The sequence below is a fragment of the Maribacter sp. UH1 genome, from assembly GCF_056839145.1.
Genome location: NZ_CM166387.1, coordinates 3,385,142 through 3,402,533, shown reverse-complemented (window position 1 = coordinate 3,402,533; position 17,392 = coordinate 3,385,142). Strand labels below are relative to the sequence as shown.

The following is a 17,392-nucleotide window of genomic DNA, read 5'->3' as shown; positions in this document are numbered from 1 at the left end:
TACCTATAAAATTTATTAAAATGTAAGAATTTTACTTATTTTAGCGTAGGTCGTTAGAACACCATCCATAATCAAAAATATTATTGAAAATGAAACTCTAACAGAGGTAGAATGTGGAAGAGAGTTTTAAAAATGTTTATTGGCCTTTATGTGCCACTTTTTGCGCTTACCCTTTTTTTATATCACTCTCAAAAGGCAGAACAAATTGATGCTATTATGGAGCGTCAGATTCGTGCAAACACGATGAAGAAAGTTTCTTTTGAAGAAAAATATCATTCATTTTTACGTAATACCCAATATTGGGCCAATTTAAAATATCCAAAGAATTTTGATCCTCTAGCAGAGCATTCTTCTTTCTTAAATTCATATCTAGAACTTATTGAATATATAACTATTTATGATCAATTTCGCTTTATAGATTTAGAAGGAAAAGAATTTTTTAGAGCCCAACGGGTAGGAAACGATACTCTTATTATTAACCCTTTACAAGATAAAAATCAACATACCTATGTTCAAGCAGGCTTACAATTAAAAAAAAATCAAATATATCTTTCTCAAATAAGCTTAAATAAGGAAAATGGGGAAATTGAAAAACCGCATAAACCAGTAATGAGAGCTGTGGCTCCTATTTTTGATATTGGGGAAAATCAAATTGGTTTAGTGGTCATCAATTTTAAAATGAAAAAAATTCTAGACCAGATAAAAGCCAAAGTTGAAGAAAAAAATATTTATTTATTAGATGAGAATTTTAAAGTTATAACAGCAAGTACTATAGAAGAAGATTTACCCTATGAATCTGAAAATAAAAATAGATACATAGACGGTATTTTAAATACCAAAGCAATAACCCATATTCAAGACAGCACTTTTGTTGAAAATGGTCATATTTGGACGCAGCAAAGCATTAATTTAAATGGAAAGACATTTACGTTTGGTTCTCAATCTAACCTACCTACAGAAGTAGTAACCCAGTCTAATTTGCTTATGGCTTTGGAAGTTCCTCCCAGAGTAGTAAAAGCTGAATTACAACCTTTATTTCGAAGTCTGTTTATATTTAATATCATTTCAATTATTGGTCTATTAACACTATGCTATGTATTTCAAAAAAAGAAAATAGAAAAAGAACTTTTCTACAGAGAGTTAGAAAACAAAAACATTTTGTTGACCAGAAGTAAGGACAAGTTAGAAGAGAACAACGTTATGGTCAATGAAATGAATAATAGCTTAGAAATAAGAAATAAGCAATTGAGTGATTTCAACTATTTAATTTCTCACAATCTACGTTCACCAGTAACTAGTATGTCTGTAATTGTTGAAATGATACAGAAAGAGAAAAACCCAGAGGTATTACATCAATTATTACCTAAACTGGATGATGTTGCCAAAAGCATAACTCATTTAACTGAAGACATCAACGACTATGTATCTATTCTCGATAACAAAGAGATTAAAATAGCAGACATCAATTTGGAAGAATTAATAGAAGAGGTGAAACATGAATTTACAGAAACACTTTTAGACAATAGTGGTTTTGAAGTACGGCTAGACTTAAAGGGATGGAATCATATTACCTATTCAAAACTCTATTTGCAGAGTATAGTACATAATTTTATTTCTAATTCGATAAAGTATAAAAGAGATAACGTTGATTCATACATTGAGTTTGAATCTGCCTTGGAAAACAACCAAAAAGTGCTATACGTTAGAGACAATGGTATAGGTTTAAACCTTAGTAGACATGGTGAAAATGTCTTTAAATTATATAAAAGATTCCATAGAAATATCTCTGGAAAAGGAATGGGATTATTCTTAATAAAATCTCAATTAGAAGCATTGAATGCAACAATAACAATAGATAGTAAAGTAGGAGAAGGAACTACATTTAAATTAATATTTGAAAAATGAACACAAAACCAAACATTTTACTAATCGATGACGACGAATTGTATTTATATCTAATGGAAAAAACAATTCGTCAAATATCTAATGAATTGGTAGTTACATCATTTACAGATGGTGAGCAAGCTGTTGAGTACATAGCTGAATGCACAGAAGCAAAAGTGGAACTACCTGAAGTGATATTTTTGGACATCAACATGCCATTTTTAGATGGTTGGGGCTTTTTAAAAGAATTTAAAAAACTTAAACCAAAAATCATTAACAATATAAATATCTATATGGTCAGTTCTTCTATGCGTGATAGTGATGTAAAAAGAGCATCACATTTTGAAGAGCTTACGGGTTATGTAGTAAAACCTGTAAACAAGGTACAATTAGCAGAAATATTCAAGAAAATCTACCACGAAAACTGGTAGAACTATTTTTAAACGTAAAGCTTAAAGCAAGTTTAATCGTCTCATTAATTCTGGGCGATTAGAGCGACTAATAGGTACTACATTTTTGGCAATCAATACACTATTGTCTTCAATATCAATAATTTTGGTAAAGTTGATAATGTAAGAACGGTGTATTTGCAAAAATAATTTTTCGGGCAATTTCTCCTTTATTTTCTTTAGAGTAGTATGCACCCTATGTTCTTCTTTCTCTGTTTTAACATCAATATAATCTCCTTTCGCTTCAATGACCAAAATTTCATTAAGCTTCAATTTTATCAACCTTCTATCAATATTTATATACAAGTCTTCGCCCTCTGGAGAATTTTGTTGAGATGCTGGCATCTGAGCCTGTGGCTTTTGAGCGAGACTGTTTTTAACTTTATCTATACTTTTCTCAAAACGTTCTAATGTAATTGGCTTCACTAAATAATCAACAATACACTCATATTCATAAGCCGCTATTGCAAAATCGGTATCAGATGTGGTCATGACCACTTTGGGAGGGTTTTTTAGGGTCTGCACAAAATCAACACCACTAAAGCCTGGCATATGAATATCTAAAAAAATAACATCTATAGTCTGCTGATTTAAAAACTTAATTGCAGATATGGCATTATCAAATTCTTCGATGACATCTAGCTCTGGTATTTTAGAACACATTTGTTTTACAATTGCCCTGGCCATTGCTTCATCATCTATAATAATACAATTCATTTATATTGTTTTAATATATTCTTCAATAGTATCTAATACTTCAACGAATTTAGATTGACTATCGTGCTTTCCGTCCAATAATTCCATTTCATAGGCAACTGCCAGTTTATATGAATCGTGCATACCTAAAATATTGAACTTGTGTTTTAGTTTATGAACGATCTCTGCAGTTTCTTTTACCCTACTATTTTCTACATGGCCAAAATATTCTTCTCTCTCTAACGGAAATTCATTTTTAATAATATCTATGAATTGACCTCTAAATGCAACATCATCTCCCGCAAGCTCATCTACATAATTAAGGTTTGGTTGCTCTATCATAAATTCTTCTTTAAAGTTATAAAAAACGTAGTACCCACGTTCTCTTCAGAATCTAACCAAACACTGCCTTCATAAAGTACCGTAATTTTCTTTACAATTGCAAGACCAATACCTGTGGCATTATTGGTTGTCTCCAATTTTTTAAACATTTGAAATATACCTTGCTGGTGTTTAGCGGGTATTCCCTTTCCATTATCGGAAACGCTAAATTTCCAATATACATCGTCCGGTTCGTATTCAATGGTAATAATACCCTGGTCTAAATGCTCTGTAGCGGTGATCGCATTTAAAAATAAGTTCATGAACAGTTGTTCTAAACGCTCTCTTTCAAATGCCATTTCCGGCAAATTTTCTGGATACTTTATAGTTACATTTTCTGGTACAAAAATGGTCTCTTCAATATCTCTTAAGCTATCTTCCAATTTAAAAACGACTCGCTGTTCTTTGGTTTCTCCCATAGTGGCATGGCTTAAAATACCAGTGACCAGTTTGTCCATTTTAGCAAGGTTCTGTGATACCAATTTGCAATTTTCCTTACTGGTATCTGAAAAATTCTTTTTTTCATCCTCAGATATCCAATCCATTAAGGCGCTAATATTTCTAATGGGCGATCTAAGATCATGGGACACCATCTGGGCATAATTATTTAGAGATTCATTTTGGTTCTCCAAACTACTTACCAGTTTATCTTTTTCTAATGTCATCTCAGAAACCTTATGTGCTAAATTACTTATGTAAGTAGCAAGCTGCTCCGTATTTAAATCCTCTTGAAGATTTTTTTGAGTTGACTGTTCCTCATTTAAATTTTCCCTTAAACTACGAATAGCATTTTCTAAAGAACCAAGAATACTTTTCTGCTGTGTTGCTTCTTCCCTTAATTTTTTATTGGCATCAAAAAGTTCTTCAGAACTTATAGTTGAGGCTCTATGAAGCATTGAAAATTTATCATCATAATTCTCGTATGATTTTTCAACTGCCTCTAGAAAACTATCTATTTCTGTATCTGATTCTAAATGGGCAGGTAAATATTTTCTTATCTGTCTTTTTAAAAGGGAATGCATTATTCGCTAAATAAGGTTAATGTCATGGTCTGGTTATGCAATTTACAACTATCTTGACCACTGAACGGTGCCATTTCTCCGTATGAGTAAAAACCACTTATTACCGTATTATCGCCAATGACAGCCTTTACTTCCTCTATTTCTTCTTCGGTACGCTGATCCATAACCAGTTTTCGACCAATACAACTAATCAATAACGCTAACTCTGGAGAGTTCTTTCTACCTTCCATAGCCAATTCAGCTGCATGAAAAGCACCATTAGCAATATCATCTACAGAAGACATCATTAACTGTACTCTAGAGCCCACAGGAACATCACCGGCTAAGGTCATAGTATTCTCATTATCGTCGATATTTAAAATAGTACGAACCAACGGTTCTGCATCTTCGGTCGCCTTTACGCTTAGCGGGTAAAGCAATGCGGATTTTGGTAGTTCATTGGCTTTTTCGCCTAAATAATTTTTGTATAAATCCAAAGCTGGTTTACCGTCAAGTTCATGAAGTACATTACCATTAGATTTTGTAATTATTCTTTCTGGTCCAAAGTTGGTCCACCCTCCATAATTGGAGCTTGAAATTTCTAAGGTATCACCATAAAATCCAATAGCTATTATTTCTCCTTCTTTTGGATTTTCGTTGTACGATGCCAACGTTCGCTCAAAACGATCATCATCACCACAGAGTCCGCCAGATAAACCAAAGCTACTATTTTCTAAATGCTCAAGACCATCTATTAGCGCACTTCCATTTACAGTGCTTCCTTCAGAAATCACAAACATGTGTTTTAGATTTTCTTTTGGGAATTCTGATATTAGACTCTCACCTAACTTTTCATCATCATTATTAAAATCATCTACATTACTTCTTTTAACCAATACAGTACTTCTTTCAAATTCAATAGCCGTTAAAACTACGGTACCGTCTAAAACCTTATCATCTATAATCTCACCAGAGGTGGTACCAAAAACAATGTGTCCGGTTGGAAACAATTCTCTAACCTCAGCATAAATTCCATCATTTTCCAACATGTATCGGTTACCAAAAACTAATACTAAAGGTTCATTTAATGGAATGGATTGTTGAATTACAAAAGACTCATTAGGTTTTTTAATTGCTTGAACTATTTTCATAATAAGGGTATTAGTTATGATCTTTTTTAATGGTAAAATGAAATTGGGTTCCTTCACCAACTACACTGTCGATCCATACCCTACCTTGGTAACGATCTATAATTTTCTTAACTATGGATAGCCCTATACCTGTAGACCTTTCGTTATTTCCGATAGATTGAAAAATGTCAAAAATCTTTTTATGATATTCTTCTGGTATACCTACACCATTATCGCTAATGGTAAATTGCCAAAACTCGCCATCATCTTTATATAATACTTCTACGAGACCTACCTCTCTTTCAATATGAACTACGGCATTACCTATAATATTTTGAAAAACCTGATGCACTTTTATTCTATCTGCCATAATAGTAGGTAATGTTTTAGGCACCACCAATTTTACGTGCTCAGGAATAAAAATGGTTTCCCCAATATCTGTAATTACTCCATTTAAATCTACTTTAGAATCATCTAAGGCAGAACTATTGGCAGTTGAATATTCCAAAATACCATGAATTAACTTATCCATAGAAGCAACCTTCTCTTGCATAAGTTCTAAATTCTGTTTGCCGCCTTCATCTAAAACATCTTTATAATCATCACTTAGCCAAGTGGCCAAAGCGCTAATACTTCTAAGAGGGGATTTAAGGTCATGAGAAACAATATGCGCATATTCCTGCAGGCCTTGATTACTATTTTCAAGATCCTTGACCAATTTTTCTTTCTGCAGTTCTAATTCTTTTTGTTCGGTTATATCCAATGTAATACCAATAGATCCAATTACATTATGATCTTTATTAAATAGAGGCGCTACACTTACCAACCAATGTCTTGTTTCGCCCGTTTTAGTAATTACATGGACTTCATAAGAATCAGATTTACCAGTTGCACGGGTTTTAATTTGATCAGATACCTTTCGTCTATCTTCTAGACTTACAAAATGTTTAGCGTTGATACCAACCAGTTCACTTTCTTCATAGCCGATCATCTCACAAAAACTCTGATTGACCATTTGAATGATGCCGTCTCTATCAGCTTCTAGCAACCCTAAATTCATATTGGCGATAATACCGCTATATTTTTCTCTTTCAGTTTTTAAACGTTCTTCAGCTTCTAATTGTTTGGTAATATCTTCAACCATCATTACCATATAGCTGATTTCTTTATAGATATTACGTACGGCACTTACAGATAATTTTACCTGTAATATTTCACCACTATTTTTTACAAACTTCTGGTGTATGGTATATTTATCAATTTCACCGTTGTTTAGTTTATTTTGTAATTGTTCTCCTTCTTTTAAACTATCTGCATCAGTGAAATCCTTAACGTTCATTCTCATAAAATCATCATAGGAATATCCTAATAAAGAAGTCATTGTATAATTGACTTTAATAATTTTATTTACATCAACTAGAATAATACCTAATGGAGAACTATTAACAATGATATCTAATTGGCGTTTTTGTTCTGACAATAACTCTCTAACTTCCATTTCTTGAGTAATGTCCCTAACAATACCTTGTGCAGCAATTGGTTGTTTTTCTTTATTAAAAACTAAACTAGCGTTAATTTCAACCCATTTTTCCTCACCGCCTTTTATAAATATCTTGGCTCTATAATTTTTTAGCATGCCAACCTCTCTTAAACTACTAAAAGATTCCATGGTATATTCCATGAAATCTTCGTGTACCAATTTCCAAAGGTTGATTTCTTCTTTTTTATGATCAAACCCCAAAAAGTTTTTTGCAGATTGGTTCATACTTACCACATTAAATGATAAGTCCATGACTACATAAGGGTCTATAATATTGATAAAAACACCATCTAGTTCAGAGGTCTTTTCACTTAATAAGTTTTCTAACTTATTATTAGACTCTTTTAAATGGCGTGCCTCTTCATAAAGCTCATGAGATTTTTGCTCTAATAACCTTTCGGCTTGTTGGCGAGCCATCTTTTGCCTTGCTAAAGCTTTTTTAAGAAGAGTAACTTCTTTACTATCCATGCTGTACAACGTCAAATTTTACTTCTGTACCATCTTCTTTTAAAAGTTCGTAAGTAATATCGGCTTTTCCATTAAAGTGCTCAAAAGCCTTTTCTATAAGACCATGAGCCAATCTATATAATCCTCTAGAGGAGGAATATACCATGGAAATAGAATTATCTGTTTTTTCTAGAATCTTAAATGTAGGTAACTCGGCTTCTGGATAAAGCTTTTGCACATGTACATGAATGTGGTCTTCTATAGAATAAAGGAGTCCAATAGGAGATTTATAACTTTGAATAACCTCTGGATGTGCATTTTTTAGACTAGAAAATAAATACAGTCCAAATGCATAAATCAAATCCCCGGCCGGTAAATCTACCTCTGCACTCAACTGGGTGATCAATGCCACCATTTCGTTAAATTCATAGGTTGCAACAGAGGTGTAAATGCCTTGAGATGGCAAATCTGATTTCTCAATAATATTATCAACGGTCTCTAACCCAAACTCAGATTCGACCATTTCTAAAAACTCGGTAAATACTATTCCTTTCATTTGAATTTTTTATATCATATTCAAACGTAGGAAAATTAATACATATAATCAGAAAAATGTTGTGAAATGCGATTTTTTGTTAGCCTTTCACTAGTTGATTAACGCTCCAATACTCTAAAACAGCATTTAACTTATATTCGTAATCTTCATATTTCAAAGGCTTTATAACATAACCAGCGATACCAACTTCATAGCATTTTAGTAAATCTGCCCTATTTTCAGATGTGGTTAAAATCACTGTTGGTAGATATCTTAAACGTTCATCTTCTTTTAGAATAGTAAGAAATTCTATACCGTTCATTCTAGGCATATTCAAATCTAAAAGTATGATATCCGGTAATTTCTCACCTGATTTCAAATGAGTTAATGCAGATTCGCCATTTTTAGCTTCAACGATATTATGCTTTAAGTTTAGTTTGGAAACTGTTCGTTTCAACTTCATTACTTCTATTAAATCGTCTTCTATAAGTAGGATGTCCATTGTGGTTTATTTTTGATACTACAAAGGTGGAAGATTAGTTACAAATAATTTGACCAGTGTAGACGAATGGCAATTAAGTGTCGGTGAATGGTAAATACATACCGTTGAGCATTTAACGATTTACTTAAAAAGTACGGTCAGGATCAAAGGCAGCTATATCCATAGACGTCTTATTACCAGACAATAACTCTGCAATTAACTTTCCTGTAGCGGGTCCTAAACTCCACCCCATCATTGCATGACCTGTACCTATCGTTAAATTCTTAATTTTAGTTGATTTGCCAATGTAAGGCAAGCCATCTGGTGAAACCGGTCTTAAACCTGTCTTTACATTTTTAATTTCAGTTTCGTTGATTGTCAAATCTGGATAAAAAGAATGGGCTCCATTTGCAATAGCCATTACACGTTCATTTCTTACAATGTTATTATTGCCAGAAAACTCCATGGTACCTGCAAATCTAGTAAACCCGTTCATAGGCGTAACCGCCATTTTAGATTCCATTAAAATAGCCGGTATTGAAATTCCGGTATCACGCTCTACATTAATTCGATACCCCTTACCACCCTGCAAAGGCAGTTTTAGTTTCATTTTTTTAGAAAGTTCCCCACTCCATGAACCTGCAGCTAATACAACCTCATCTAGTTGATAATTACCCTTATCTGTTATAACTTCTATTATTTTGTTGCCTGAGCTCTTTATATCAACAACTTCTTCATTGGTTTTAATGACGACACCTTCACCTTTAAGGAATGCCAGCAATTTGGGCATAATTTCAGTTGGTGTTGTATGGCCATCACATTCATAATGTATAGCTCCTTCTGCAGCTATGTTTACGTTAGGTTCTAGCTTTAGCAATTCTGACTTGTTCAAATCAGACACTTCTAGTCCTTCAAAAGCTACCCTTTCCGCAACTTGCTTTTCATGTAGGTAAGCAGATTCAGTTTTGTAAAGCATTAGAAGTCCTTTTCTTTCAAGTTGAAAATCACCCAAATCTCCAGAATTTTTAATATCTGTAAACAATTCTCTACTTATTAGGTTAATTTCTTTTATTGCCGGAATTGCTTTTTCAACTTTTTCAGGTGTAGATGACTTATGAAAATACCAGGACCATTTTAAAAAATCCATATCTAATCTCGGTTTCATGTAAAACGGACTAGCGGAATTGAACATCATCTTAATACCTTTAGCTATCATACCTGGTGATGCCAGAGGAATAATATGACTTGGGGTAATGTAACCTGCATTCACAAATGATGCGCCAGTAGTTATGTCGCCTTTATCAATTACCGTTACTTCAAAACCTTCTTTATGTAGATAGTAAGCAGTACTGAGCCCAACGATTCCTCCTCCAATAACAACGACACTTTTCATTCTCTGTATATTAAATTACTTGAAAACCGTGAGCATACGGATCATCATCATCAATAGTAATCGTATTCTGACCATATATTTTTGCCCACCCTTTAATACTAGGTACTACAGCAGAGATACTCGCTAAAGTAGTTTCTTTTTCTACACGACCTATAAATTGAGACCCAATGAAACTTTCATGTATAAAATCATCACCTACTTTCAATTTTCCTTTTGCATACCATTGCGCCATGCGGGCAGATGTTCCTGTACCACAAGGAGAGCGATCAATAGCTTTATCGCCATAGAACACAGCATTTCTAGCAGTAGCTTTATCAGATATTGTTTTGCCAGCCCACAAAATATGACTCACATCTTTAATGGTTGCATTTTCTGGATGTATAAATAAATCAGGATATTTCAGATTGATTTTTTCGCGAATTTCTTGACTGAACTGAATTAGTTGATTGGCAGAATAATCTTGTATACCGTTAAAATTCTTTTGGGGATCTACAATGGCATAAAAATTTCCTCCGTAGGATACATCAAAAACCAATTCACCCAACGCAGAAGAGTCAACCGTTAGTTCGGTAGCTGCCAGGTAAGATTTTACATTGGTCAATTTTACCCAATCAACTTTTTCTCCAGTTTTCTGATATGTAATATGTACCAAACCAGCGGGAGTTTCCATACGAACTTCACCAGGAGTTTTAGGCTGTATCAACCCCTCTTCAATACCAATGGTAATGGCACCAATAGTTCCGTGACCACACATGGGCAGGCATCCGCTAGTTTCAATAAACAAAATACCGAAATCATTATTTGGGTCGCTTGGCGGATAAAAAATACTACCGCTCATCATATCATGACCTCGTGGCTCAAACATCAACCCTTTTCTTATCCAATCATAATCCCTTAGAAAATGCTGACGTTTCTCGCTCATAGTAACACCAACTAAATCTGGACCGCCTTGTTTTATAACCCTAACAGGATTACCACAAGTATGAGCATCGATACAAACAAAAGTGCTACTGGCCATATCAAGAGTGTGTTATATGTTTCAGTTTTTAGTGTATTCCCCTTCTACCAATCGGGTGATTTTAAGAGGGTTTTCATTTTGCAGAGCCAATGGTAATAATTTATTTGGCCAATCTTGAAAAGAAACGGGACGCACCCACCTTTTAATAGCCGATGTACCTACAGATGTAAAACGAGGATCTGTAGTTGCAGGGAACGGACCTCCATGGACCATAGAAGAATTAACCTCTACCCCGGTTGGTACACCATTGAACAAAATTCGCCCAACCCTACTCTGTAAAGCATCTACAACGCCAGAATTATTCTCTAAATCTTCTTCAGAGCCTAAAATAGTTCCTGTCAACTGTCCTTCTAGATGATTTAAGATAGCTTCTAATTCACTCGTATTCTCACATTCAACTACTACGGAAAATGGTCCAAAAACTTCTCTATGTAATTTTGTATTTGCCAAAAAATCTGCACCACTCACTTTTAAAATAGAAGGTTTAGCAGTATTCGCATTTGTATCCTTCTTGTAATCGGCAGTAATAGTTACTCCGCTCTGTGCTGACAATTCCTTTTTACCTTCATTATATTTTGCATATATATTAGGATGCAGCATGCAAGTAGGCTCCAGTTTTAATATTTCTTCTGATAATGTTTTTATAATTCCATCTAACTTTTCACCCTTAACTGCCAACACCAAACCAGGGTTGGTACAAAACTGACCAGCACCTAAAGTAATTGAAGAAGCATATTTAGTTGCCCAAGCATCACCATCGTTTTCTAAAGCTGACGGTAATACAACCACTGGGTTTATACTCCCCATTTCTGCAAATACGGGAATAGGCTCATCTCTTTCATTTGCCAATCTATACAATGCCGTACCACCATTTATACTTCCAGTGAAACCAACAGCTTTTACTTTTGGGTGTTTCACCAATTGCTGCCCTACTTCTATACCACTACTGTTCAAATTAGAAAATACACCATTTGGCACACCCGTTTTCTCAGCTGCCTTAATAATAGCAGAAGATACCAGTTCACCGGTACCAGCGTGCATTGGGTGACTTTTTACAATTACTGGACAGCCTGCAGCGAGAGCACTTGCCGTATCTCCCCCAGCTGTAGAAAATGCCAATGGAAAATTACTTGCACCAAAGACCACTACTGGACCTAGAGGAAATAGCATTTTTCTAATATCAGATTTTGGCATGGGTTCCCTATTAGGCTGTGCTTTTTCTATAACAGCCTCTACCCAAGAACCATCTTTTAATAAATTGGCAAAAGCACGAAGTTGCCCCATGGTACGTCCACGTTCACCTCTTGCCCTACCCTCTGGCAAACCCGATTCCTTACAATAGGTATGAATTAGGTCATCTCCAATTGCTTCAATTTCATCGGCAATCGCTTCTAAAAACCCTGCCTTTTTAGCTCCTGAAAAATCTTTATAAACTTTAAAAGCGGTTGTTGCCAAATCAACGGCTTCATCAATTTCATTGGCAGATGCTTCGTAGAATGTCCACTCTGTATCTTTATTTTGTTTGGGATCAAAAGTCTTAAAAGTTTTATTTCCTTTCTTTGAAGATTTGCTCCCTATTGCATTTGTACCGCTTATCATTTTCTGTATTTATGGTGTTACTCAAAAGTAAATAAAGATGCTGAAACAAATTTCTATTCTTTCCTTACATTTCTATCCATATGCATATTTCTTAATTAGATATCAAAAAGTACTATTTCCTTAATTGATCTCCTTATAATTTGGCAATGAGGGTCTAGTTGCCATACCTTGTTTTATAATAGCCGCTACTCTTTCTCGTTCTGCGCCCACTAAAGGTAATCTTGGTGCACGGACATTTTCAGTGCCAATACCCGTTGCAACCTCTGCCATTTTTATGTTCTGCACCAATTGCGGACTGATATCCAATTCTAATAATGGTAAAAACCATCGGTAAATTTCTAAAGCTTCTTTAATCCTACCAGCTCTGGCCAGTTCAAAAACTGCACATGTTTCTGCCGGAAAAGCACATACCAAGCCGGCAACCCAACCATCGGCTCCCATAAGTGTACTTTCTAAACCTAAAGTATCAACACCTGTTAACACATTAAGTCTATTTCCAAATCTTGTTTTAATACGGGTAATATTAGATATATCTCTAGTAGATTCTTTTACCGCCTGTATATTCTCGCAAACCGTTAACTCCTCTAACATATCAAGAGTAACCATTATACCATAATCTATAGGGTTATTATAAATCATAATCGGCAAATCTGTACTATTGGCAGTTTCTTTAAAATACGTCACTGTTTCATGGTCATTAGCCTTATACCGCATTGGCGGTAACATCATTAAACCTGTAGCACCACATTCTTTAGCTACTTCCGCAGCGTGTATTGCACCTTTAGTTGTTTGTTCGGCAATGTTAATGATTACGGGCACTTGACCTTCTACAAGATTTACGGTCTCCCTTATTAAAACTTTCTTCTCATCATAGGTAAGTGTACTGGCTTCACCCAGAGTTCCGCCCAAAATTATTCCACTTACACCTGCATCTAGTTGCGCCTTAATATTTATGGAGAACATATCTAGATCAAGTTCATCTTTATCAGTAAATTTTGTGGTAACCGCTGGCATAACGCCTGTCCATGAAATACTCATTTTGTTTTCTTTTATTTAATATCCAAAATTAGGTATAGCATGTTGCACTATATGTTGTCATATTATCCATACATGGTACTATTCTACCATCTTTTCATTCAATATTTATTTTATAGTGATAAATTAGATGCATATGAAAATATTTCCTTTTAAAATACCAAAGCCCTTAAATGAACATTTAATAGTTCAAGTAGATAAGGAACCTGTTTTTTATAACAAGCTTCATCAACATGAAGAAATACAAATAAGCTACATCATAAGCGGTAACGGAAAGTTGTTGGTAGGCGATAGCATTCATCAATTCTCTATGGGAGATATCTACGTTATTGGCAGTAACATGCCTCATGTTTTTAAAAGTATACCAAGGCAGCAAGATGCTCATATGTTAACTGTTTTCTTTACTGAAAAATCCTTTGGCACATCATTCTTTGAGCTACCATATTTAAATGACCTAGGCAACTTCTTTACTAATGCCGCCGGAGGATTTAAAGTAACATCAAATAAAAAACAGATTGCTCATCAATTATTAGAAATACAGTCGCAACAAAAACTAAACCTTTTTGTTTCCTTTTTATATCTTTTAGAAGAACTAAGTAAAGTAAATATAGAACCTCTTAGTAAGTTTATATACTCTAAAACGTTGAGTTCTACAGAAGGTAAGCGCTTACAGGACATTTTTGACTTCGTATTCAAAAACTTCCATCAACCAATTTCGTTAGATGAGATAGCAAAAATGGCATATATGACACCAAATGCCTTCTGTCGTTTTTTTAAACAAAGAACAGACAAGACCTTTTTTCAATTTCTAATAGAACTACGTGTTGCACATGCTTGCCAATTATTTATTTCCAATAAAGAGCTGAATGTTAATATGGTAGCAGAACTTTCTGGTTTCAACTCCATTTCTAATTTCAATAAGAAGTTTAAAAAAATAAAAGGAATTACACCTACGCAATACCAACAGTCTATTTCATCTTAATATAACTTCATTATTTATAACGGTATTAATTTTAAATTGAAATATAGGTTTCTATATTTGCCATTCAATTTACTACAGGTATGCCCACGTGGTGGAATTGGTAGACATGCTACCTTGAGGGGGTAGTGTTCGTAAGGACGTGCTGGTTCGACTCCAGTCGTGGGCACAAAAAGGTTAGATTTAGGTCTAACCTTTTTTTATGAAATAAACCAAAGCTTTATCAACAGTCAAAATTACTCTTGAATCAAATAAACTCTTATTAACTTTATTCTAGCTAAAAGTACTTCTTCACCTCCCGTACAGACCTGATGCACCTTTTAATTCAATAGAAATAGGATTGTTTTTTATCTTCCAATATAATCTTGAATAATCTTTTTCTTTTTTAATAAAAAAATCAGAATGCATTTTTTCAATCTCATTGTTACTTAAATCTGCATTATCAATACGGATTTTGGCAAATGATTCTCTTAACTCTTTTATTTTGTTGTTTTGAATCCAAAATTTGGTAAAATAAGGTCGTTTAATAACACTATCAGGTATATCTTCTATGTAATTGTTGCTTGCAAAAAATTCATGCACTCTTGTTTTTAAAAACACCGAAGAATGTAACTCTTTAATCTTATTTTTAGATATATCGAGAGATCCAAGTTGAAAAAAATTAACATCACCTAAATTAAACGCTGCAATTTGATTAGAAGCAAAATTTAGCTTTTTCAATGACACAGTTGTGATATTATGTTTTTCAAATTCTTGTATATCAAACGATGCTATTTTATTAGACCTCAATAAGAGAACTTCAAGTTTATGCTTAAAGAAATTATAATCAATCTCTTTAATTAAGTTGTTTGAGTAATCTATTAGTTTCAAATAGGGTAAACTAAGCAACCCCGCATCCATCTTACTTAATTTATTTTGTTTTAAATGAATTTCAGTAAGTTGCTTCAATTCTTCTAACTCTTTTGGGAGTTGAGTTATTTTATTACTACTCAAATTCAAAGACTTCAAATTTTTCAAAGATGACAACCAGCTTAAATCAACAAGCTTACAACCTGCTACGTTCAATGTTTTTAGATTTTCCAGTTTCTTTAATTCAGATACATCTTCAAATTCATTTTGCTCAGCCTCCAATGATTCTAAATGAATTAATTCACCCACCGACCTCGGTATAGTCAAATGTGAACCGTTCAAAACCAAGTGTTTTAATGATGCCATCTCTTTAAAATGAGGAATAGCAGAATTAAGATCTAAATTAGGACATGAATAAAAACGAAGTGTTTGAATCTGATTAAAATATTTGATCTCTTCTGGAATTACTTTAATAGTGTTTTTCTTTACCTCGAACACATTAGGTAAAACATCTTTAATATTTCGATTAGATGTTGCTATAGCATGATGCATAAACCTAAAAACAAACTCATCTATTTCTGGGTGCTTTAGCAAATGAGCTAATTTATGTTGCGTGCTACCCGATTTTCGCAAACTTCCAGATACGCCTACTTTAGCATGTTGAACAAAAAGTTGTGAACCATATTTTTCATATAACTTTGTTGCCTTCTTAGCTATCTTTTTGTCAGGATGGGTAGTCATTATTGCGGCAAGTAGTGACTGAATCGTTTTATTAGCCCCACCGCCTTCAATAATTTCAAATGCAATTTTGTAGTTCTCATCTAAATTACTTGACAAGAGTTTTAATAACTGATCATTAAGTCCTGCATTATCATCCTGTAATAACCATGGATCTTCGAGTTTTACGATTAAATCTTGCAAGTAATCTTTAAATACAACCTTCTTATTACTAATAATAAGCTTTTCAAAGTCATAATATTCGGTTTCACTACCTACCACAAATACTTTATTCTCTTTATCACTTTCGTCTGCCAAATAAAAACACGTATCATTAAGTAACTCTGCCCATTTCTTCTTTGTAAACCCTTTTACTTTTGTAAGTAACACAATACCAGTTCTTTCGTTACTCTCCAAAGCAGAATCCAATTTATCAGGCAATATATCTTTCAGCTCAATAAAATTCTTTTTATAAAAGCAAAACAGCATTTGCTTAGTGTCATTCGACAATTCAGAATTAATATACTTATGCCTAAAAGAAGTCACTAAGTCATTAAGCCTCTTATTTTCCTTAAATTCAACATGCCTAGTTAAGCCAAGACATAATGGCGTTTTATCTTCAGAAAAATAACTTCTAAAATTTAAATAATTCAAAAAATCAAGTTCAAGAAAATTAGGTTGTATATCTTCAGGATTTAGATTAAAGTCAATATTTAAACTTTCTAACCAAGGCATTTTCTTTACAACACTAACCAACCCATCCATATCCTTCTTTTTCTCAAGCCCATAACCAAGGACAAGATGCTTAAGTGTCTTTAATTCAGATAGAACACTCGGAAACTTTTTCCCTCTATAACTACCTAATTTAAAATGCAGAAGGTTTGGTAAATGCTTAATCTTAGCAATATCCTTGTCTAAATTTATTTGGTTATTTCTATCTATGGAAATTGATTCCAATAAATGTAGTTCAGACAAATCTGGTAATGACTTGTATTTACCTCCTAAAAAAGATATTCTTTTTAATTTCTTTAAGGCTAGAATAGAAGTTGGAATTTCTATTAATGCCATAGCATTAAGATCTAATGTTGTTGCATCTGAAAATTGTTCAAAAAAATCATTAGGTAAAACCGACAGCTTTTTTTTATAATCTCTAATTTGAAGATGTGTCTCGTTATAAAATACAAATTCTGAATAATCAATCGATTCTTTTAATTCCGTTTCGACTTTCCCAGAAATATTGGTTTGTTTTTTAAACATA

The 17,392-nt window shown here is 33.6% G+C and carries 15 protein-coding genes and 1 tRNA gene; 4 read left to right on the top strand and 12 right to left on the bottom strand.

What is annotated here, in order from left to right:
* The first annotated feature begins 111 nt into the window (after nucleotides 1–111).
* Together UH1x_RS14790 and UH1x_RS14785 are read left to right on the top strand one after the other, a co-directional pair.
* Nucleotides 112–1,905, top strand: a complete 1,794-nt coding sequence (locus tag UH1x_RS14790) for a sensor histidine kinase (RefSeq protein ID WP_482622604.1) — start codon at nucleotides 112–114, stop codon at nucleotides 1,903–1,905.
* Nucleotides 1,902–2,315 carry a response regulator gene (locus UH1x_RS14785; protein WP_482622603.1) on the top strand — a complete coding sequence of 138 codons (414 nt, stop codon included), beginning with the start codon at nucleotides 1,902–1,904 and terminating at the stop codon, nucleotides 2,313–2,315. Before UH1x_RS14790 ends, UH1x_RS14785 begins: the two co-directional genes overlap by 4 nt.
* Before the next feature lie 21 nt (nucleotides 2,316–2,336).
* Here the strand turns inward: UH1x_RS14785 and UH1x_RS14780 are convergent, their stop codons facing one another.
* The 11 genes from UH1x_RS14780 to UH1x_RS14730 all read right to left on the bottom strand — a co-directional run bounded on the left by UH1x_RS14780 (nucleotide 2,337) and on the right by UH1x_RS14730 (nucleotide 13,592).
* Complete coding sequence (locus UH1x_RS14780) at nucleotides 2,337–3,050, bottom strand: LytR/AlgR family response regulator transcription factor (RefSeq protein WP_482622601.1); 714 nt, start codon at nucleotides 3,048–3,050, stop codon at nucleotides 2,337–2,339.
* Nucleotides 3,051–3,371 (bottom strand): Hpt domain-containing protein, encoded by a 321-nt coding sequence (locus tag UH1x_RS14775; protein WP_482622600.1) that lies wholly within the window; start codon nucleotides 3,369–3,371, stop codon nucleotides 3,051–3,053.
* Nucleotides 3,368–4,432, bottom strand: a complete 1,065-nt coding sequence (locus UH1x_RS14770) for a sensor histidine kinase (protein WP_482622599.1) — start codon at nucleotides 4,430–4,432, stop codon at nucleotides 3,368–3,370. The genes UH1x_RS14775 and UH1x_RS14770 overlap by 4 nt, the downstream gene beginning before the upstream one ends.
* The gene (locus tag UH1x_RS14765) at nucleotides 4,432–5,562 is read right to left on the bottom strand and encodes an FIST signal transduction protein (RefSeq protein ID WP_482622598.1); all 1,131 of its coding nucleotides are present in this window, start codon (nucleotides 5,560–5,562) and stop codon (nucleotides 4,432–4,434) included. The genes UH1x_RS14770 and UH1x_RS14765 overlap by 1 nt, the downstream gene beginning before the upstream one ends.
* A gap of 10 nt (nucleotides 5,563–5,572) precedes the next feature.
* Entirely contained in the window at nucleotides 5,573–7,549 is a 1,977-nt protein-coding gene (locus tag UH1x_RS14760) for a PAS domain-containing sensor histidine kinase (RefSeq protein ID WP_482622596.1), read from the bottom strand.
* On the bottom strand, nucleotides 7,542–8,084 hold the full coding sequence (locus tag UH1x_RS14755) for a heme NO-binding domain-containing protein (RefSeq protein ID WP_482622594.1): 543 nt from the start codon (nucleotides 8,082–8,084) through the stop codon (nucleotides 7,542–7,544). Before UH1x_RS14755 ends, UH1x_RS14760 begins: the two co-directional genes overlap by 8 nt.
* Nucleotides 8,085–8,163: 79 nt before the next feature.
* Nucleotides 8,164–8,565: a response regulator gene (locus UH1x_RS14750; RefSeq protein WP_482622593.1), complete on the bottom strand. Its 402-nt coding sequence runs from the start codon at nucleotides 8,563–8,565 to the stop codon at nucleotides 8,164–8,166.
* Nucleotides 8,566–8,689: 124 nt separating this feature from the next.
* Entirely contained in the window at nucleotides 8,690–9,937 is a 1,248-nt protein-coding gene (locus UH1x_RS14745; RefSeq protein WP_482622591.1) for an NAD(P)/FAD-dependent oxidoreductase, read from the bottom strand.
* A gap of 10 nt (nucleotides 9,938–9,947) precedes the next feature.
* Nucleotides 9,948–10,955: a 4-hydroxyproline epimerase gene (locus UH1x_RS14740; RefSeq protein ID WP_482622590.1), complete on the bottom strand. Its 1,008-nt coding sequence runs from the start codon at nucleotides 10,953–10,955 to the stop codon at nucleotides 9,948–9,950.
* Between the two features lie 21 nt (nucleotides 10,956–10,976).
* A complete protein-coding gene (locus tag UH1x_RS14735; RefSeq protein WP_482622588.1) occupies nucleotides 10,977–12,554 on the bottom strand; it encodes an aldehyde dehydrogenase (NADP(+)) in 1,578 nt (525 codons plus the stop codon).
* A gap of 120 nt (nucleotides 12,555–12,674) precedes the next feature.
* Nucleotides 12,675–13,592, bottom strand: a complete 918-nt coding sequence (locus UH1x_RS14730) for a dihydrodipicolinate synthase family protein (RefSeq protein WP_482622586.1) — start codon at nucleotides 13,590–13,592, stop codon at nucleotides 12,675–12,677.
* A gap of 133 nt (nucleotides 13,593–13,725) precedes the next feature.
* Between UH1x_RS14730 and UH1x_RS14725 the strand changes: the two genes are divergently transcribed.
* Both UH1x_RS14725 and UH1x_RS14720 read left to right on the top strand, forming a co-directional pair.
* The gene (locus UH1x_RS14725; protein WP_482622584.1) at nucleotides 13,726–14,571 is read left to right on the top strand and encodes a helix-turn-helix domain-containing protein; all 846 of its coding nucleotides are present in this window, start codon (nucleotides 13,726–13,728) and stop codon (nucleotides 14,569–14,571) included.
* Nucleotides 14,572–14,653: 82 nt separating this feature from the next.
* Nucleotides 14,654–14,737, top strand: a tRNA-Leu gene (locus tag UH1x_RS14720).
* 122 nt (nucleotides 14,738–14,859) lie between these two features.
* Here the strand turns inward: UH1x_RS14720 and UH1x_RS14715 are convergent.
* Nucleotides 14,860–17,391 carry a leucine-rich repeat domain-containing protein gene (locus UH1x_RS14715; protein ID WP_482622582.1) on the bottom strand — a complete coding sequence of 844 codons (2,532 nt, stop codon included), beginning with the start codon at nucleotides 17,389–17,391 and terminating at the stop codon, nucleotides 14,860–14,862.
* Between the last annotated feature and the right edge of the window lies 1 nt (nucleotide 17,392).

Bases quoted from the DNA above. Each gene is read 5' to 3' on its own strand.
- UH1x_RS14790 (WP_482622604.1), top strand. From the start codon at position 112: ATGTGGAAGAGAGTTTTAAAAATGTTTATTGGCCTTTATGTGCCACTT.
- UH1x_RS14785 (WP_482622603.1), top strand. From the start codon at position 1,902: ATGAACACAAAACCAAACATTTTACTAATCGATGACGACGAATTGTAT.
- UH1x_RS14780 (WP_482622601.1), bottom strand. From the start codon at position 3,050: ATGAATTGTATTATTATAGATGATGAAGCAATGGCCAGGGCAATTGTA.
- UH1x_RS14775 (WP_482622600.1), bottom strand. From the start codon at position 3,371: ATGATAGAGCAACCAAACCTTAATTATGTAGATGAGCTTGCGGGAGAT.
- UH1x_RS14770 (WP_482622599.1), bottom strand. From the start codon at position 4,432: ATGCATTCCCTTTTAAAAAGACAGATAAGAAAATATTTACCTGCCCAT.
- UH1x_RS14765 (WP_482622598.1), bottom strand. From the start codon at position 5,562: ATGAAAATAGTTCAAGCAATTAAAAAACCTAATGAGTCTTTTGTAATT.
- UH1x_RS14760 (WP_482622596.1), bottom strand. From the start codon at position 7,549: ATGGATAGTAAAGAAGTTACTCTTCTTAAAAAAGCTTTAGCAAGGCAA.
- UH1x_RS14755 (WP_482622594.1), bottom strand. From the start codon at position 8,084: ATGAAAGGAATAGTATTTACCGAGTTTTTAGAAATGGTCGAATCTGAG.
- UH1x_RS14750 (WP_482622593.1), bottom strand. From the start codon at position 8,565: ATGGACATCCTACTTATAGAAGACGATTTAATAGAAGTAATGAAGTTG.
- UH1x_RS14745 (WP_482622591.1), bottom strand. From the start codon at position 9,937: ATGAAAAGTGTCGTTGTTATTGGAGGAGGAATCGTTGGGCTCAGTACT.
- UH1x_RS14740 (WP_482622590.1), bottom strand. From the start codon at position 10,955: ATGGCCAGTAGCACTTTTGTTTGTATCGATGCTCATACTTGTGGTAAT.
- UH1x_RS14735 (WP_482622588.1), bottom strand. From the start codon at position 12,554: ATGATAAGCGGTACAAATGCAATAGGGAGCAAATCTTCAAAGAAAGGA.
- UH1x_RS14730 (WP_482622586.1), bottom strand. From the start codon at position 13,592: ATGAGTATTTCATGGACAGGCGTTATGCCAGCGGTTACCACAAAATTT.
- UH1x_RS14725 (WP_482622584.1), top strand. From the start codon at position 13,726: ATGAAAATATTTCCTTTTAAAATACCAAAGCCCTTAAATGAACATTTA.
- UH1x_RS14715 (WP_482622582.1), bottom strand. From the start codon at position 17,391: ATGTTTAAAAAACAAACCAATATTTCTGGGAAAGTCGAAACGGAATTA.